Source organism: Psychrobacter sp. BI730 (assembly GCF_013414195.1).
Classification (GTDB): Bacteria; Pseudomonadota; Gammaproteobacteria; order Pseudomonadales; family Moraxellaceae; genus Psychrobacter.
Genome location: NZ_JAATTV010000019.1, coordinates 1 through 16,501 on the forward strand (window position 1 = coordinate 1; position 16,501 = coordinate 16,501).

A 16,501-nucleotide genomic window follows, 5' to 3' on the forward strand; every position below is an offset into this window, starting at 1 on the left:
TTTGTGTGAGAGCTTAAAGATTAACCGTTCGCTATTTTTTTTGCCATTAATTTGTCGCCAATGTTCAACACGCCCTAATAACCTTGATAGTAATCTGATGAATGACTGATAGTCGGAAGCATTTATGACCAATAATAAGACGCTTGATAAACAACTCATGATTAATATCGCTGAGCAAACATTGACGATGTACCAGCAGCAGACTGAGGTTGCGAGATACGTAGTCTCCACTGCAAAGAATGGTATTGGTAGTCAGCAGGATAGTGGTTGCACGCCGCTCGGTAGGCATGTCATTGAACAGAAAATAGGTGGTAGTGAGCCTATGAATGCGGTATTTGTCGGGCGTGTGCCGACAAGTGAGATATACGATGCAAATCTTGGTGAGCTACATCCCAAGCGTGACTGGATATTGAGCCGTATTCTTTGGTTAAGCGGTCTTGAAGAAGGGTTAAACAAAGGTAGCAATGGCCAAGGTGGTTGTGATACTTATGAGCGCTATATCTATATTCACGGTACACCAGATACTGAACCAATGAGTATTCCGTTATCTCATGGCTGTATCCGTATGCGTAATGAAGATATTGTAGAATTATTTGAGCAAGTAGAAGAGGGTATGCCCGTTACGATTGTGGCTAATTAGGACAGGTTGCCCATTTAGCCATGGCGCTTACGGAAACTATTTGAACACAATAAAAAAGACAGCCTGTTATATAACAAGCTGTCTTTTTTATGGAGTGGTTTTACTTTATGAAAGCAGTATCCGTCATAAAAATAATATTCCTACTTCTACCAAAACGTTGAGCTATCTGCAAATTTTGCTAAACGTGCATCAATATGACTCTGGTCATCAGTCAGTATGGCCGTAAACCAACCCGTACCATATAAAGCATTAGTATCTGTTTTTGATTTCAATTCATAAAACTGCTGATATTGATTATCATCGTTCAGTTGTTCTAATGCTTTTTGTGCTTTTATCAGACGCTTTAACCAACGTTTCGTTTTCTTTTTAGCTTTTTTCTTACTTAGTAAAGGCGTAGAAAATTCACTGATGTAACGCAAATCTCTTAACTGATTGAGCAGCTCGTTTTCATGTTGGTCATGATCAGCAATGTCTGTGTTTACCTCTATGTCATCGCTCACAAGCTCAGCAACACTTACTTCGTCACTTACTTCATTACTTACTTCGTCAGATTTTTTATTGGTTTTAAGGCATTTTTTATATAGTTTAGAAAGGACTTTCGTTAGCTTATCGCGGGCAAGCTGATCAGTCTGAGGTTCAATGCTGGGGTCGCTCATAGTAAAGGCAATCAGCTCTAGCAAGGTTATCTGAAAGTCATTGGCTTGCAGCGTATTGATAGGTGTGATCTTGATATCTTCGATATCTGTTGTCCAGTCGACGGCAGGCGCGCCACATGCTTGTAGCTCAGGTTCGATCTGTGCATTGATATAAGCAAGTTGATAGTATTCGCTAAGTAAGGTTGCAGTTTGCTTTAGTATTGGCAACCATTCAGGGTTAATCTCATCAGAGAATTCAGCAAATGCTTTCAACGCAGTACGCAAGCGATCAATACCAACTCTTAACTGTAGAATATGATTATCATCTATGCTGCCAGCGACGATAGCACTGCTATTTGGTAGTATCTGTAATAAGCAATTGTGTACGACCGCACGTATAAAGGCAGGCGCACTACTGTCTTTGTCTATTTGCAATTGACTTAGATTTGCGTTGACCGCTGGACTGTGATTTTGTCCGTTAATAAGTAAGCCGCCGTTTTCAGCTTTGGTAACGGTAGATAGACACAGCTTATAGCGCTTGCACCATGTTTTGGCAGTCGTAAATAGAAAGTCTAAATCTCCTGACACCAGTTCAAACTCTATCTCTTGAATAGTTTTGCGTAGCGAGTCATCAGTACCATGAATAATCTCTCCCTGATCGTAAGCCATTTCGATGCAATTATCGGTTTCATCTTCATTACTTTCTGTTAGCAACCGCGTAGTGCGCTCGACGTCAGTAACATAAAGTCGTGTCAGATTTTTTACCAACTTTTTGAGTTTAAAGTCAGCCAATGCTGCAGCGATTGGAGTGTCTTGATATATTGTTAAATCAGGTATCAGCTCATTATTATCGAGCATCGCTTGTACTTGCTCATTATCGAGTATGGCATTGTGCTCCAAGCGTGCCGCGATACCATCACCACCAGCTTTAATGGTTTGTACCCATGTATCGCCTTCTTTGCGAATACGCAGGCCGATACCTGCCTGTGCAAGCTGTTGGTCAGACGTATCGTAATAATGTGCAGCCAGTTGCGTCACTTGTGAGGATTTAACGTGCGTTTGACGCATTAATCCTTTCAGTCGTGACTCTGGTACCAAAAACTTCAGCTCTATCTCTTGCATATTAGCTCCTAATAATTCTGACTGATGGCTCTGATCGATGGTTAGAATAAACAATTATTAGTCTACCATTCTCTGATTATTTAAACCGCAATAAAAAACCGCCATACATGATGTATGGCGGTTTTTTGATAAATACTGCTAGTGTGTCGGTTATTAGAACTGGTTCATTGTGTTCTTGCCGCCGCCAGCTTTCAGTGCGTTATCGCCTGAGAAGATTTCTTTGTGGTCATCGCCAAGGTCAGAACCAGCCATTGCTTGGTGCTTAACACAAGAGATGCCTTCGCGGATTTCTTTACGCTGTACGCCAGCTGCATAAGCAAGCATGCCTTCTTCACCGAAGTAGCCTTTAGCAAGTTCATGAACGCTAAGAGCAGTCGTGTGGTAAGTCGGTAGCGTGATTAAGTGATGGAATACACCAGCATCACGTGACGCATCACGTTGGAAGTTCTTAGCGGCTACGTCAGCTGCTGCATCAAGCTCAGTACCGTCGTAATCAGCACTCATCAAGTCATCTTTATTGTATGCAGAGATGTCTTTGCCTTCTTCTTCCCACTGAGCGATAACTTGCTTACGGAAGTTAAGCGTCCAGTTGAATGATGGGCTGTTGTTGTATACAAGCTTGGCTTTAGGCTGTTGCTCTTTAATACGGTCAACCATCATTTTGATGTGTTCTACATCTGGAGTCGGTGTTTCGATCCATAGTAGGTCAGCGCCGTTTTCTAGAGCAGTTACACAGTCAAGTACAACACGGTCAATGTTAGTCTCTTCACGGAACTGATATAGACCGTTAGGTAGACGAACTGGGCGTACTAGCTTGCCGTTGTGCTTAAGTAGGCTGTCATTTTCTTGAGCATTTTCTAGCGTTACTTCTTCCATTTCGATGAAATCGATGTATTTAGAAGCAAGATCGCCTGGCTCATTTGATACTGGAATTTTTTGCGTTAGTGAGGCGCCTTCAGAATCAGTACGAGCAACGATAACGCCGTCTTCAACACCAAGCTCTAAGAATGCATAACGAATAGCGTTTAGCTTAGAGATGAAGTCTTCATGCGGTACAGTTACTTTACCAGCCTGGTGACCACATTGCTTAGCGTCAGATACTTGGTTTTCAACCTGAATGGCACAAGCACCAGCTTCGATCATTTGCTTAGTTAATAGGTAAGTAGCTTCTTCGTTACCGAAACCTGCATCGATATCAGCGATGATCGGCACAACATGTGAATCAAAGTTTTCGATTTTTTCTAGGATAGCTGAAGTGTCTTGGCCAGCTTCTTCAGCAGCGTTTAGCTCACGGAAGTAGTCGTTCAACACTTTAGCATCTGCTTGACGCAAGAAGGTGTAGATTTCTTCGATTAGCTTAGGTACTGATGTTTTTTCGTGCATAGATTGGTCAGGTAGTGGACCAAACTCAGAGCGTAGGGCAGCTACCATCCAACCTGAAAGGTAGATATAAGTTTTAGAAGTCGTACCGAAATATTTTTTCTTAGCGTACATAGTTTGCTGTGCAACAAAACCATGCCATGCACCTAAAGACTGCGTGTACTGAGACGTATCATTGTCATAATCTTCCATGTCTTGACGCATGATTTTTGCAGTATATTTTGCGATATCCAAACCCGTCTTGAAACGGTTTTGTGACATCATACGTGCAGCATCAACTTCGCTAATGTTCTGCCAGTTGCCGTGCTTTTGCTTTAATTCACGTACTAAGTCGATCGCTGATTTATATGCAGTTGACATCTATAGTCTCCTTGGTGGGGTGTAAAAACAAATAAGTTAATTGTTAAAATAATGGGTCTGTCGTTTTACTAAAATCCGCTTTACTAAAACCTTTGTACTAAAAAGTAATATTCAAAATTTGGTCTATCATTTATCTATCGAAGCTCTATTTACCCTAAACAAACCGCTAGGCTATTACAAGAAATTTGCTGAACTCAACAGTTGAAAATAATTGCTGGTTTATAAATATTTATCGATTCTCACTATATGTCTAAAAGGTATCTGAATACTTAATAGGCAGTGATGTCATAATTGGTAGCAAGAGATGTTACAATAATGAGGTCAATTAACCGTATTTAACGACTGATAAAAACCATTAATATATTACTTAGCGACAATATTTAATCGGATAAAAACAGCTTATGAACCTAAAGTTCGTCGTCTATGCTGCAAATCCTTTATAGAACTCACTATAACCACCTTACCAAGATTTATCTAATTTATGATAGTTATCTTTGGTATTTCTGTATGATATAATGTTTATATAACAGGGCCTTACGATAGGTTGAATGAGTTATAGTGCAGCTCTATCAGAAAAAACTAGAACCAAATTAGTAAAAAATAATGAAATTATGCTGTTATAACGCACAAATCATTGTAGCAGCACTACAAATGTCAGCCTTAATATGGCGTTTACTCAAAAGCCAAGAGAACCAAATATGAATTTGCAGCGGGTTGATTTAAATTTATTAGTCCATCTAGATGTGTTGCTACGAGAAAAAAACGTCACTCGCGCAGCCGAGCAGCTTGGGATTACTCAGCCTGCTATGAGTAATATCTTGCGCCGTTTGCGTAAGCTGTTTAATGATCCATTATTGGTACGCTCATCTGAGGGTATGACGCCGACTGAACGCGCTCTTGAGCTACAGCCACGTATCCGTGAGATACTCGCTGACTTGACTCAAGTGTTGGAGCCGCGTACCGAATTCCGCCCTTATAGTACCTCTCGTGTGTTCCGTATCATGACATCGGATTATGCCGAAGCGACCCTAGTACCTAAGCTGGTAAAAGCACTACGTTCTGAAGCACCTAATGTAATTTTGGACTTTTTGACTCCATCAGACGTCTCTTATCGAGATATGGAGCAGGGACGAGTTGATTTAGCGATTAACCGTTTTAATGAAATACCTCAAAGCTTCCATCAGGTTCTAGTGTGGCGTGATACTTTTAGTTGCTTATTATCTTCTGACAGTCCTTATGCCAATCGTTTTAATTTGAAAAACTACCTTAAAGCACAGCACGTTTGGGTATCTAAAACAGGGATGGGTGTGGGTTTTGGGGTTAATCCAGAGAAATCTGGTGGACTTGGCTCTATCGATCAGGCCTTGCAGCGCCTTGGTCAAAAACGCCAAATCAGTGTCTTTACTCGACATTATCAAATGCCTGCCATGCTTGCAGCAAATAAAGATTTGATAGCGACCTTGCCAACACGTGTGGCAAGAATGCAGGCAAATAATGACAGCATTATGATGGAAGATCCGCCGTTTTTTATTCCTGAGTTTGAGCTTACGATGGCATGGTCTCCTTTGTTGCAGCATCACCCAGCCCATCGCTGGTTACGTCAGCTAATTATGCATGTGGCACGACAAGTCGTTGCTGAAGAAGAAAATCCACCACAAGAGATACCGGTTATTAATCATTTGTTTTGATTGGTTTGTGTGAGTTGAATCTATCTTTTATTAAAGCGAAATGTTCCTAATTATCTGAATTTTTAATAAACATATTTTCCTATATCTCCCACTCTATATAGTTATTAGACCAGCCGTTAGGCTGGTTTTTTTTATGTTCTAGGGATTAATAATTGATATTTTACATTTAGATAGACTTAATAAGTCAGTCACACTATTAACATCTTCAACACACTTCACAATATATTGTAAAACTCTTAATCAAATAGCTTGTTAAGATAACGGCAGATAGAAAACGAGCTACCAATAGACTGTGCTATCGACGTAAATTTAATAATTAAAACTGTTACAGCAAAATAACTACAAGTGACAGTAAACCCGATTATAAATCCCAAGTATAAATTCGAACAATAAGGACAGTAACTATGTCAGACATTACTACTATTAACCCAACCACGGGCGAAGAAATTAGTAACTACAATTATATGAGCAATGACGAAGTCAACAAGATTGTCGATGCTTCACATAACGCATTTTTAGAATGGCGTACAGTGAGCCACGAAGAACGCGGCCGTATCATCAAGTCTATCGGTGATAAGCTGATGGAATACAAAGAAGAGCTGGCTAAACTGATGACTGAAGAGCGCGGCAAGTTACACAGCCAGAGCATGCAAGAGATTGATCTCTGTAAAGCCATCTGTGATTACACTGCTGAAAACGGTGTTGCTTCTTTAGCTGATGATGTACGTGATATCGAAAGCATGAAAAAAGGGTTAGTGACGTACCAACCTATCGGTATTATCTACGGCATGCAGCCTTGGAACTTCCCAGCGTATCAAGTATTCCGCTATACCATTGCAAACTTGATGGCAGGTAACAGTGTTTTACTAAAACACGCATCTAACGTAACAGGCTCTGGTCTACTAATCGAAAAAATTCTTCATGAGTCTGAATTACCAAGTGATTTGTTCCGTACGATTATCATTGACCATGATCAATCAGAAGCATTGATTGGCAATGACAAAGTACGTGGCGTGACACTAACAGGTAGTGACAAAGCAGGCGTGATCGTTGGACAGCAAGCAGCTAAGGCGATTAAGAAAGCGGTATTAGAGCTAGGTTCAAATGATGCATTTATCGTATTAGAAGATGCTGATATCGAAACTGCAGTAGAAACTTGTACTCAAGCACGTCTAATTAATAACGGTGAAACTTGTGTAGCAGCCAAACGCTTTATCGTAGTCGATAGCGTATATGACGAATTCCGTAAGCGTATCGTTGAGAAATTTGAAGGTACTAAAGCGGGTGATCCAATGGATGACAGCTCAGATATCGGTCCATTAGCACGTGCAGATTTGCGTGAGCAGCTACATGAGCAAGTAGAGCAAAGTGTGGCTAAAGGTGCAACGATTGCTGTTGGCGGTAAGGTACCTGAAGGTAAAGGTAGCTTCTATCCAGCAACTATCCTAGAGAACGTTGAAAAAGGTCAGCCTGCATACGATGACGAACTATTTGGCCCCGTCGCTTCACTAATTCGTGCCAAAGATGAAGACGACGCAATGCGCATCGCTAACGACAGTCGTTATGGTTTAGGTGGCGCGATTTTCTCGAAAGATGAAGAGAAAGCCGTTCGTCTAGCACGTGAGCAATTCGATACAGGTATGGTCTATATCAATGGTTATGGTCTAGCTAATCCTGCACTGCCATTTGGTGGCGTGAAAAACTCAGGTTATGGTCGTGAGCATGGCGGCTTCGGTATCAAAGAATTTGTCAACATCAAAGCGGTTCATGTATTCTAAGAATGAACTAACTATACAAATTAGCTAAATAGATAACTATTTACGATTTTAAATGATTTTAAATAATAAATGGTTATCAAATAAAAAAGCCCAGTTACTCATTACGAGTAGCTGGGCTTTTTATTGCGCTATATAAAGTAGTATAAAAAGCAGCTTAATAAGCCGAGATTTTTATCCGTCTATAAGCAATTGCAAAGGCAACTTAGGTAAATAAGTTTCCGTTTGCGATGATATATTATTTGCTTCAAGTGACAATACATTTTTTGCTAGTAGTAAAATCGTCCAAGGTAGCAACTGATGTTCAAGTTTCTGTACCCGTGACTGTAAGCTCTCTACTGTGTCGTTAATATCGACATTCAAGACGGCTTGAGTCAATACCTGACCTGCATCAAGCTCCGCTGTTACTTTATGAATACTACAACCGTGACGACGTTCACCCGCTTGTATGACCCGTTTATGAGTATCTAAACCCTTATAAACCGGAAGTAGAGAAGGGTGAAGGTTAATCATGGGCGCTGGTACATTATCGATAAATGAGCCACTTAGTACGCGCATAAACCCAGCTAAGACGATCAAGTCAGGTTGCCACGCTATTAACTGCTCGTTGGCATAGGTTTCAAATGTCTTGATACCCATACGTTTACCACTAGCAACGTGTGACAATACCGCAACTGGAATATTGGCATCTTTAGCACGTGTCAATGCATAAGCATCTTCACGGTTACTAATGACACCAACGATTTCAATCGGTAGCGCACCTGCTTGCATTGCATTGATTAACACTTGCAGGTTGCTACCACTTCCTGAGACTAGAACAGCAATACGCAATGGTTTGATAGGTTGGCTTGCGTTATCAGTTGACATTAACGGTACACCACTGCATCCGCCTGGCCATCAGTGCTGCGTTTGACCATTTCACCTAGTTGCCAAGCTGTCTCGCCTGCATCAGTCAAGGTTTGGATAGCAGCTTCTGCTTTGTCTTTTGGCATAACGATGACAAAACCAACGCCGCAGTTAAAGGTACGGTACATCTCGCTCTGCGCGATATTACCTTGGGTCTGTAGCCAAGTGAATAGCTCTGAGAACTGCCAGCTATTAGTATCGATGCTAGCCGCTAGGTTATCAGGTAGTACACGTGGTAAGTTATCCGTTAGACCACCACCTGTGATGTGTGACATCGCATGTAAAGCTGAGCTGCCAAGCGAGTCTTGTAATGCTTTGATTGCTTTTACATAGATACGGGTAGGAGCCATTAAAGCATCTTGAATAGGCTGACCGTCTAGTTGCTCATCGCTGCTTGTAACATCCACACCGCTAACTTCGATGACTTTACGAACTAATGAGTAGCCGTTTGAGTGCGCGCCACTTGAGGCAAGGGCAATCAGTACATCGCCTTCTGCGACATTTTCACCAGTGACGACTTCTGCTTCTTCAACCACGCCTACACAGAATCCAGCTAGATCGTAATCGTCGTCTTGATACATGCCTGGCATTTCAGCAGTTTCACCACCGATAAGCGCACAGTTAGCTAACTTACAACCATCGCCAATACCAGTCACAACAGTCGCCGCTACATCGACATCCAGCTTACCAGTTGCATAGTAGTCTAAGAAGAATAATGGCTCTGCGCCGCAAACCAGTAGATCATTGACGCACATCGCGACCAAATCAATACCAATCGTGTCATGACGGTTCAGCTGTAGCGCCAGTTTTAGTTTGGTGCCGACGCCATCAGTGCCAGAAACCAATAATGGTGAGGTATAACCTGTTGGGATGCGGCATAACGCACCAAAACCGCCAAGTCCACCCACGACTTCAGGACGAGTAGTGGCTTTTGCAACGGACTTGATTCGCTGAACCAAAGCATCGCCTGCATCGATATCAACACCGGCATCTTTGTAGCTTAAAGAAGGCTTGTCACTCATAGTCATCTCACAGTTGGGGATAGATAATTGGGATTAGAAGGTAAAGTAATTGAGCACGCAAAAATCAGCGTTATAAAGTTCAAAAGCAAAGTTTAAAGACAGTGCGCGCATTATACCCAAAAACAGACCGTACTCGCAAAGCAACTTGCCAATATTTGACTAAGATTTGCATTAAGTGGCAAATAAGCCGTTAAGAAACAAAAAATGACTGATTTTTTGTTGTACTCTGCGATAATAGAACGCTAAATTTATTGTCAATAATGGCCTTAATAAAAGTTCAAATGTGATTAACAGAATAAAAAATACTAAACATAAATTTATCAAAAATTAGATTTTTTAAGAACTTCGATACGTCTCAGTTTAACTAGCTAAAACTAATGAGAAAAAAGCAATTCGCCTAGTGACACATCGTGATGGTTATAGTTATACCATTTAGAAATCGCTATCACTGGCTGACTCACTGTCAATTTTTCAAACCTGTCACTTTTTTAACCTCGTCCAACTATAGGATTACTTGCCATGATGAACCAACCAATAGATCCTTTTTTTCGGCGTTTATTTATTGTCGTGGCGTTAGTTGTGGCTGTGTTTCTCTTGTATTTGATGATGCCCGTCATCGTGCCTTTTGTTTTTGCCTTTATGTTGGCTTATCTATTTAATCCTTTAGTCAAGCGCCTATCGAAATACATTAAGCGTTGGGTCGCTATTATTATTGTCTACTCGACGATTACTTTAGGGATGGCGTTATTACTGTGGTGGTTGGTACCGACATTGTGGCATCAGCTGCAAGCAGCTTGGGATTATTTGCCAAAGATATTTAATTGGTACAACCAAGTCGTAAGAGAGTGGTTCAATAGTAATACTCGTATCAAACTGCCTGAACTAGAGTCTAAAGAGTTTTCCGATACTCTCGTTGATTATATGCAAACGAACTATAAGTTCGCTGATGCTAGCACCATGATGAGCCAAATACTGACTTCAAGTATGAACTTTATCAATAATGCAGGTCTGATTGTATTGGTGCCTATTTTGACATTCTACTTCCTATTTAATTGGGATCAGCGTTTGCATAACTGGAAGATGGCGATACCAGGTGCTTACTGTCAAAAAGTGACTGAAATAGCTAAAGAATGTGATCTGGCATTGATGGCATTTATCAAAGGTCAATTACTGGTGATGGTGTTGCTAGGCGCTATTTATGCTGTACAGTTACAGCTCATTGGGCTAGAGCTTGGGCTTATCATTGGTATGGTAGCAGGCATTGCCAGTTTTGTGCCGTATTTAGGATTTGGTATTGGTTTTATCGCGGCTATTATCGCCTGCCTATTTCAGTTTGGATTGGACTGGACGTATTTGTCATTGGTCGTAGGTGCGTTCTTGATTGGACAAGCTGCAGAAGGCTATATCCTACAACCATTGCTGTTAGGTGATAAGATTGGTCTATCGCCATTGTGGGTCATATTTGCCGTATTGGCAGGTGCCAGTCTACTAGGTTTTGTCGGTATGCTAATCGCCTTGCCAGTATCCGCTGTCTTAAACGTTCTGTTCCGCCATCTATATAACTATTATCGGACCACTGACTTTTATAAAGGTCGTAAACAACTGGCATTGTTTGAAAAAAGATAATTATCTTATTATTGAATGCACTAGATAAAGATTGATATGTAATATCAAGATAGGAACGCAATGATTGATAAGGCTTAATGGGTAAAAGACTTGTCAGTTATTTTGTAAATATGTTATATATAGGCGCAGTGTTGATAGTATAAACCGTTTTGGTACCAGTTTTGCTAACGTTGTTTTCGACAAAGTGACTGACCTATTTTTGCAAAGGATATAGGGCCATTAACTACACTTGTATCGGCTAGTATTGATAATAATGAATACAGCTCAAAACAATCTATCTTTTTTATTATATTTTTCCATTGCACTACGTAACACGAGTTGATGATTCATGGCAGAAGCACAGCTAAGTCTCAATCTGGACATTAAGCACGATGCAAGTCTTAGCGACTTTGCCGGTCCCGGTTGGATGTCGATTATTGATGCAGTACGGCAGTTACATGTCGGCCTGATCGGTCAACTATATCTGTTTGGTAGCCCTGCTACAGGTAAGTCTCATTTGCTGTCTGCTATTTGCGAGTCATTTGTCGAGATGGACAAATCGGCTATCTGTTTGTCCCTTAATGAGCTGATTCATACAGATGTCCACGTACTATCATCTTTAGAAAACTTTGATCTTATCGCCATTGATGATTTGGAAGTGCTTGAGCAAAGCAGTCAGTGGCAAGAAGCTTTATTTCACCTGATCAATCGTAGTCGAGAAGGGCAACGCCAGTTGTTGTTTGCCGCTAATAAACCCGCTGATGATTTACCATTTCAGTTAAGAGATTTAATGACGCGTTTGGCACAAGCACCAACCTTTAAAGTGCCTACTGGTCATGATTTTGCAGATAGACAAGCACTATTACAGTCTATTTTGCGTCGGCGTGGATGGCAGTTTGACGATCGAATTATTGATCACTTACTCACTGATGGACCGCATCGTATCGGTGCGATGATGGAAGTACTTAATTATATTCAACCAATGTTCTCTAATCTTGGTCGCAGTAATATCTCAAAAGCAGTCATAAGTGATGCTTTGCGTACCATCGATGAGCAGACGCTTGCCGCGGAGCTGGCGGATATCGCTCAAGAGACACAAGTGGATAACGACACGCCTGATCAAGACCAACATACGATGCCACTTGATTTTTAGCAGTAAGACTTTTAGCAGCAAAAAATGAATAGCCGTAAGAATACGAATCTTTTGTCCAACTCGCTTTTACTATTAATGGAATAACTTATGAAATCGAATGCTTCTTTGCTAAAAAAATTAACGATAGGTACGTTATTGGTAGGTGCTGCCTCGGTCTCTATGTTGTCACAGGCAGCAGTGACCCTACAGGTTGATGACCATATCAAAGTAACCGCTATTAATGGACAGGAAATTCAGCAGAGCGCTTTTCAGCCGCTGCAGAAAACATTTACGTTACAGCCTGGACAACATGCTATTACTGCTAAGTATGACCGTTTATATAACTTGCGTCGTGATGAGCATGATTATTTGCGTTCAGGTAATGTCAGTGTGACGGCACAATTGGCCGACAATCAAACATATCGTTTGACTATGCCTAATCAACCAGAAGATTATGAAGCTGCTAGAGAATATGCCAAGCAGCCAACACTCGCTGTGCAACAAAACAATACTGTCATTGCTAGCCAGCAAAGTATGGCCGGTAACCAAGGTGGTCTATTTTCAGGCCTTGGTAAAGCGCTAGGCGGCGTGTTCGGCGGTGCAGGTGATGCAGAGCTACAGAATCAACGTGCTATCGCCTCTTTAGATCAACCAGTAGTAAATTCTACTAGCAACGTCAACACTGGCACGACCACTGTTAAGCAAACATCTAGCGTAAATACTTCTACTAGTACGTTAGATACGTTTATGCAAGTATGGCTACAAGCCACGCCTGCTGAACGTGAAAAAATGCGTCAATGGATCGAAAAATAAAACAGTCTTTTCTAAAAGATAGACAATAAAAAAGCACCTAATTAGGTGCTTTTTTATTATTTAGTATTTGATGATCATTAGGCTTATTAAAATTTAGCCTAGTAAAATCTAACGATTCTTAACCCAAAAACGCGTTATACATCCATACCAGTTTTTCTTGCTCTTGTACGTAAGCATCGATTAGGTCAGCTGAACCTTGGTCTTCGCTCTCTTCTGCTAACGCTGATACTTGGCGTTGCTCTGCAATTAACGCTTGTAAGCCAGTGACCACACCTTTGACACAGCTTGTACCATTTTTAACGTTTTTATCTTCACTGATACTAGTATGCTGCGTAAAATCGCTATAAGCGTGAAGTGGTGTACCACCCAAAGTCAAGATACGCTCAGCGATTTCATCAATTTGTAATTGTAGTGACGTATATAGCTCTTCAAATTGTGGATGCAAAGTAAAGAAATGCTCACCTTTTACATTCCAGTGATAGCCACGTACGTTTAGATAAAACACGTGATACGTCGATAGTAGGTTGTTTAACTTGGCGATGACTTCGCTCATGTCTGCTTTTTCTAGACCGATCTGGTTAGTAGCGTTATTAGTATTACTCATAATATTGTCCTTATAGTGTGAGTGTTGTTATATAAAATTGAAGAAAGACGAGTAGTAGTTAATTAACATAAAAATAAAAATATCTCAACTTTTATTAATATCTATATAAGCTCTAGCTCTTCCCTTGGTGCTTATAATAATAGCAAACTATTATTAATAAGTTAAATTTAATAAATGCAATTTCATGATTGATTTTATAAAACTAAAACCAAGTCTCTTTACTGTTTTTCTAAACGATAGAGAGACCTCATTACATTTACGCTGGTGGCTGCAAGTTTTCAGGATTTAAGCCTTTAACGGGAACCACTTCTTGTAAATGTTGACGTATCGTATCGATAGGAAATTTCTGTGCTTGTAAGCGTTTTGGCACGATTTGGCTACCTTGTTGACCTTTTAGCTCAAACATCATAAAAATATAGTCGTCAGTCTCATCCCAACTCTTGATAGAGGTCCAAGGAATAACTGCTTGCTGAGTCGCGCCTGCACGCATTTGCATACCGCGCATTTGCGAGTTTTTCATCATATCAGGCTGGTTGCTTGGCATTGCCATGACCAGACCATGCTTTTGCACACCTAACTTCATTTGGCGCATTTCATCTGGCATCTCTTGGTCGGCAACTTGTTTGTCAAACTCTCTTTTTACGTACCATTTAAAACCTAAAGTACGCGCCAATAGATATATCACCACACCAACCAGCATCAACCAAAAGATAATGGTTGAATAGCCTGTTACAAAGATCAGTCCTGCAATAGCGAGTACCACAACCACGGCCATAATGATCCACTCTTTGGTCTTAAAGCTTGATAAACCAAAAGAAGGGCTGGCACTGGCAAACAGTTCATACTGTGCTTGGTGAAATTCAGCCTCAGTTAGGTTTAAGGCGACAGGTTGGAGCGTGTAGGGGTACAGGGCCATAAAGGTTTCTCAAATACTTATATTAAAAGCGTTGGATTAAAACTGCCAAAGCGAAGCAGCAATGCTGTACTTGGCTAGAAGTGAATAAAGGTATGCGCTTATCTTACCGAAAAGTACTCCTAAATGAAACATATAAGCAAGACTGTTCACGGATAGATGTCATATTAATGACGTAGTTCACGCTCTATACTCAGCTTACTAAGACTAGACGAAAGCAAAAGTGAGCAATTAAAAACATAATAACTTGCTATAAGCGATTAGCATAATGAACAAAAGCTAGTGAGAGTCAGCCAAAAACAGGGAAAAGTAGCCAAAGATATCCAAAACATGGTCAAATCTGCCGTGTCTTGGTATTATAGCGACTACAAGATATGTTGATATAAAACATAACGTCATAGCCAGTTATCACAAAGACCGTGATAGCGATGTGCTAGGCAATTACCCTATTAATAATACTTTTAAACCTTTTACTCACCTTTAGTGTTACAGGCAACTACTATGATTGATCCGAAACTCTTACGCGGCGATTTAAGCGACCTACAGCAGCAGCTAGCCACCCGTGGTTATGAGCTTGATATGGAGTTCTGGCAGACGATTGAAAACGAGCGTAAGTCTCTACAAGTCAAAACCGAAGAGTTGCAATCGCGCCGTAATGCTGGTGCTAAGCAAGTAGGTGCCCTAAAAAAATCAGGCGAAGATGCCAGTGAGCTATTGGCTGAGATGCAAAGCGTTAGCGGTGAGATTAAAGCTGCGGAAGACGAGCTACGGACGCTACAAGAGCGCATCACTCAAGCGGCTTTGCAAATTCCAAATATTCCGGCGGCGGATGTACCAGTCGGTACGTCAGAAGATGATAACGTAGAAGTACGTAAGTGGGGCACGCCGCGTACGTTTGATTTTGAAATTCAAGATCATACTCATATCGGTGAGACGCTTGGTATGCTCGACTTTGAGGCAGCGACCAAATTGACTGGTAGCCGTTTTAACGTGCTCAAAGGGCAATTGGCACAATTGCATCGCGCACTAATTCAATTTATGTTGAATACGCATACTATGAAGTACGGCTATCTTGAGACTTATGTGCCTTATATCGTTAATAGCGATAGCTTAAAAGGTACGGGTCAGTTGCCTAAGTTTGAAGATGATTTGTTTAAGCTAAGCAATCACACGAATAACGATGAAATGGATTTTTATTTGATCCCAACTGCTGAAGTACCAATGACCAACTTGGTACGCGGCGAGCGTTTGGATATCAAAGAGCTACCGCTAAAATTCACGGCGCATACGCCATGTTTCCGTAGTGAAGCTGGCTCACACGGTCGTGATACTCGCGGCTTGATTCGTCAGCATCAGTTTGAGAAGGTGGAAATGGTCAATGTCGGTACTAGTGATCAGTCCGATGAGTTACTAGAAGCGATGACAGGGCAGGCCGAATATATCTTGCAGCAGTTGAACTTGCCATACCGTACGGTACAGCTATGTACGGGTGATATGGGTTTTGCCGCACAAAAGACCTATGACATCGAAGTATGGTTACCAAGCCAAGATACCTATCGTGAAATCTCTAGCTGCTCTAACTGTGGTGATTTCCAAGCACGCCGTATGGGTACGCGTGTCAAGGATGGTAAGCAAACCAGCTTAGCTCATACCTTAAATGGTTCAGGTTTGGCCGTGGGTCGTACGCTACTGGCAGTGATGGAAAATCATCAAAACGCTGATGGCAGCATTACGATTCCAGAAGTATTACGTCCGTTTATGGGCGGTGCTGAGACTATTTCAGTTTAATCAATGGACTATAAGTAATGAGCTGCTTGTCACTTAGGTCACTCGCAGCTTGTTATTTATAACTTAAATCAAAGTCCGTCATTGCTTATCGTTTAACAAAACTGATGTGAGTCATTGC

The 16,501-nt window shown here is 41.1% G+C and carries 13 protein-coding genes; 7 read left to right on the forward strand and 6 right to left on the reverse strand.

The annotated features are described in order from the left end of the window. The first annotated feature begins 124 nt into the window (after positions 1–124). On the forward strand, positions 125–640 hold the full coding sequence (locus HCZ91_RS12620) for a L,D-transpeptidase (RefSeq protein WP_179799649.1): 516 nt from the start codon (positions 125–127) through the stop codon (positions 638–640). A gap of 146 nt (positions 641–786) precedes the next feature. On the opposite strand, the gene HCZ91_RS12625 is transcribed toward HCZ91_RS12620, so the two are convergent. Both HCZ91_RS12625 and HCZ91_RS12630 read right to left on the reverse strand, forming a co-directional pair. Continuing rightward, a complete protein-coding gene (locus tag HCZ91_RS12625; RefSeq protein WP_179799650.1) occupies positions 787–2,397 on the reverse strand; it encodes a CYTH and CHAD domain-containing protein in 1,611 nt (536 codons plus the stop codon). Positions 2,398–2,550: 153 nt separating this feature from the next. Then, positions 2,551–4,137 (reverse strand): isocitrate lyase, encoded by a 1,587-nt coding sequence (locus HCZ91_RS12630; RefSeq protein ID WP_179799651.1) that lies wholly within the window; start codon positions 4,135–4,137, stop codon positions 2,551–2,553. 698 nt (positions 4,138–4,835) lie between these two features. Between HCZ91_RS12630 and HCZ91_RS12635 the strand changes: the two genes are divergently transcribed. Both HCZ91_RS12635 and HCZ91_RS12640 read left to right on the forward strand, forming a co-directional pair. Beyond that, the gene (locus HCZ91_RS12635; RefSeq protein ID WP_057761159.1) at positions 4,836–5,825 is read left to right on the forward strand and encodes a LysR family transcriptional regulator; all 990 of its coding nucleotides are present in this window, start codon (positions 4,836–4,838) and stop codon (positions 5,823–5,825) included. Between the two features lie 404 nt (positions 5,826–6,229). Beyond that, entirely contained in the window at positions 6,230–7,603 is a 1,374-nt protein-coding gene (locus tag HCZ91_RS12640) for an NAD-dependent succinate-semialdehyde dehydrogenase (RefSeq protein WP_179799652.1), read from the forward strand. A 171-nt stretch (positions 7,604–7,774) separates the two neighbouring features. Here HCZ91_RS12640 and purN read toward each other — a convergent pair whose 3' ends face one another. Then, entirely contained in the window at positions 7,775–8,467 is a 693-nt protein-coding gene (gene purN, locus HCZ91_RS12645) for a phosphoribosylglycinamide formyltransferase (RefSeq protein WP_179799653.1), read from the reverse strand. Beyond that, entirely contained in the window at positions 8,467–9,528 is a 1,062-nt protein-coding gene (gene purM, locus HCZ91_RS12650) for a phosphoribosylformylglycinamidine cyclo-ligase (RefSeq protein WP_179799654.1), read from the reverse strand. Before purM ends, purN begins: the two co-directional genes overlap by 1 nt. Before the next feature lie 519 nt (positions 9,529–10,047). Here purM and HCZ91_RS12655 point away from each other — a divergent pair. The 3 genes from HCZ91_RS12655 to HCZ91_RS12665 all read left to right on the forward strand — a co-directional run bounded on the left by HCZ91_RS12655 (position 10,048) and on the right by HCZ91_RS12665 (position 13,078). After that, positions 10,048–11,154, forward strand: coding sequence for an AI-2E family transporter (locus HCZ91_RS12655; protein WP_179799655.1), 1,107 nt, complete (start codon positions 10,048–10,050; stop codon positions 11,152–11,154). Positions 11,155–11,482: 328 nt separating this feature from the next. Continuing rightward, positions 11,483–12,286: a DnaA regulatory inactivator Hda gene (gene hda, locus HCZ91_RS12660; protein ID WP_160022557.1), complete on the forward strand. Its 804-nt coding sequence runs from the start codon at positions 11,483–11,485 to the stop codon at positions 12,284–12,286. Positions 12,287–12,373: 87 nt separating this feature from the next. Then, the gene (locus HCZ91_RS12665) at positions 12,374–13,078 is read left to right on the forward strand and encodes a DUF2057 family protein (RefSeq protein ID WP_102093671.1); all 705 of its coding nucleotides are present in this window, start codon (positions 12,374–12,376) and stop codon (positions 13,076–13,078) included. Between the two features lie 118 nt (positions 13,079–13,196). Here the strand turns inward: HCZ91_RS12665 and HCZ91_RS12670 are convergent, their stop codons facing one another. Then, positions 13,197–13,682 carry a Dps family protein gene (locus tag HCZ91_RS12670; RefSeq protein ID WP_179799656.1) on the reverse strand — a complete coding sequence of 162 codons (486 nt, stop codon included), beginning with the start codon at positions 13,680–13,682 and terminating at the stop codon, positions 13,197–13,199. 256 nt (positions 13,683–13,938) lie between these two features. After that, a complete protein-coding gene (locus HCZ91_RS12675; RefSeq protein WP_101206317.1) occupies positions 13,939–14,598 on the reverse strand; it encodes a YcxB family protein in 660 nt (219 codons plus the stop codon). Positions 14,599–15,096: 498 nt separating this feature from the next. Between HCZ91_RS12675 and serS the strand changes: the two genes are divergently transcribed. Further along, positions 15,097–16,383, forward strand: coding sequence for a serine--tRNA ligase (gene serS / locus HCZ91_RS12680; RefSeq protein ID WP_179799657.1), 1,287 nt, complete (start codon positions 15,097–15,099; stop codon positions 16,381–16,383). The last annotated feature ends 118 nt before the right edge of the window (positions 16,384–16,501 follow it).

Bases quoted from the DNA above. Each gene is read 5' to 3' on its own strand.
- HCZ91_RS12655 (WP_179799655.1), top strand. From the start codon at position 10,048: ATGATGAACCAACCAATAGATCCTTTTTTTCGGCGTTTATTTATTGTC.
- HCZ91_RS12675 (WP_101206317.1), bottom strand. From the start codon at position 14,598: ATGGCCCTGTACCCCTACACGCTCCAACCTGTCGCCTTAAACCTAACT.
- purN (WP_179799653.1), bottom strand. From the start codon at position 8,467: ATGTCAACTGATAACGCAAGCCAACCTATCAAACCATTGCGTATTGCT.
- HCZ91_RS12665 (WP_102093671.1), top strand. From the start codon at position 12,374: ATGAAATCGAATGCTTCTTTGCTAAAAAAATTAACGATAGGTACGTTA.
- HCZ91_RS12635 (WP_057761159.1), top strand. From the start codon at position 4,836: ATGAATTTGCAGCGGGTTGATTTAAATTTATTAGTCCATCTAGATGTG.
- HCZ91_RS12670 (WP_179799656.1), bottom strand. From the start codon at position 13,682: ATGAGTAATACTAATAACGCTACTAACCAGATCGGTCTAGAAAAAGCA.
- HCZ91_RS12620 (WP_179799649.1), top strand. From the start codon at position 125: ATGACCAATAATAAGACGCTTGATAAACAACTCATGATTAATATCGCT.
- serS (WP_179799657.1), top strand. From the start codon at position 15,097: ATGATTGATCCGAAACTCTTACGCGGCGATTTAAGCGACCTACAGCAG.
- purM (WP_179799654.1), bottom strand. From the start codon at position 9,528: ATGAGTGACAAGCCTTCTTTAAGCTACAAAGATGCCGGTGTTGATATC.
- HCZ91_RS12630 (WP_179799651.1), bottom strand. From the start codon at position 4,137: ATGTCAACTGCATATAAATCAGCGATCGACTTAGTACGTGAATTAAAG.
- HCZ91_RS12625 (WP_179799650.1), bottom strand. From the start codon at position 2,397: ATGCAAGAGATAGAGCTGAAGTTTTTGGTACCAGAGTCACGACTGAAA.
- HCZ91_RS12640 (WP_179799652.1), top strand. From the start codon at position 6,230: ATGTCAGACATTACTACTATTAACCCAACCACGGGCGAAGAAATTAGT.
- hda (WP_160022557.1), top strand. From the start codon at position 11,483: ATGGCAGAAGCACAGCTAAGTCTCAATCTGGACATTAAGCACGATGCA.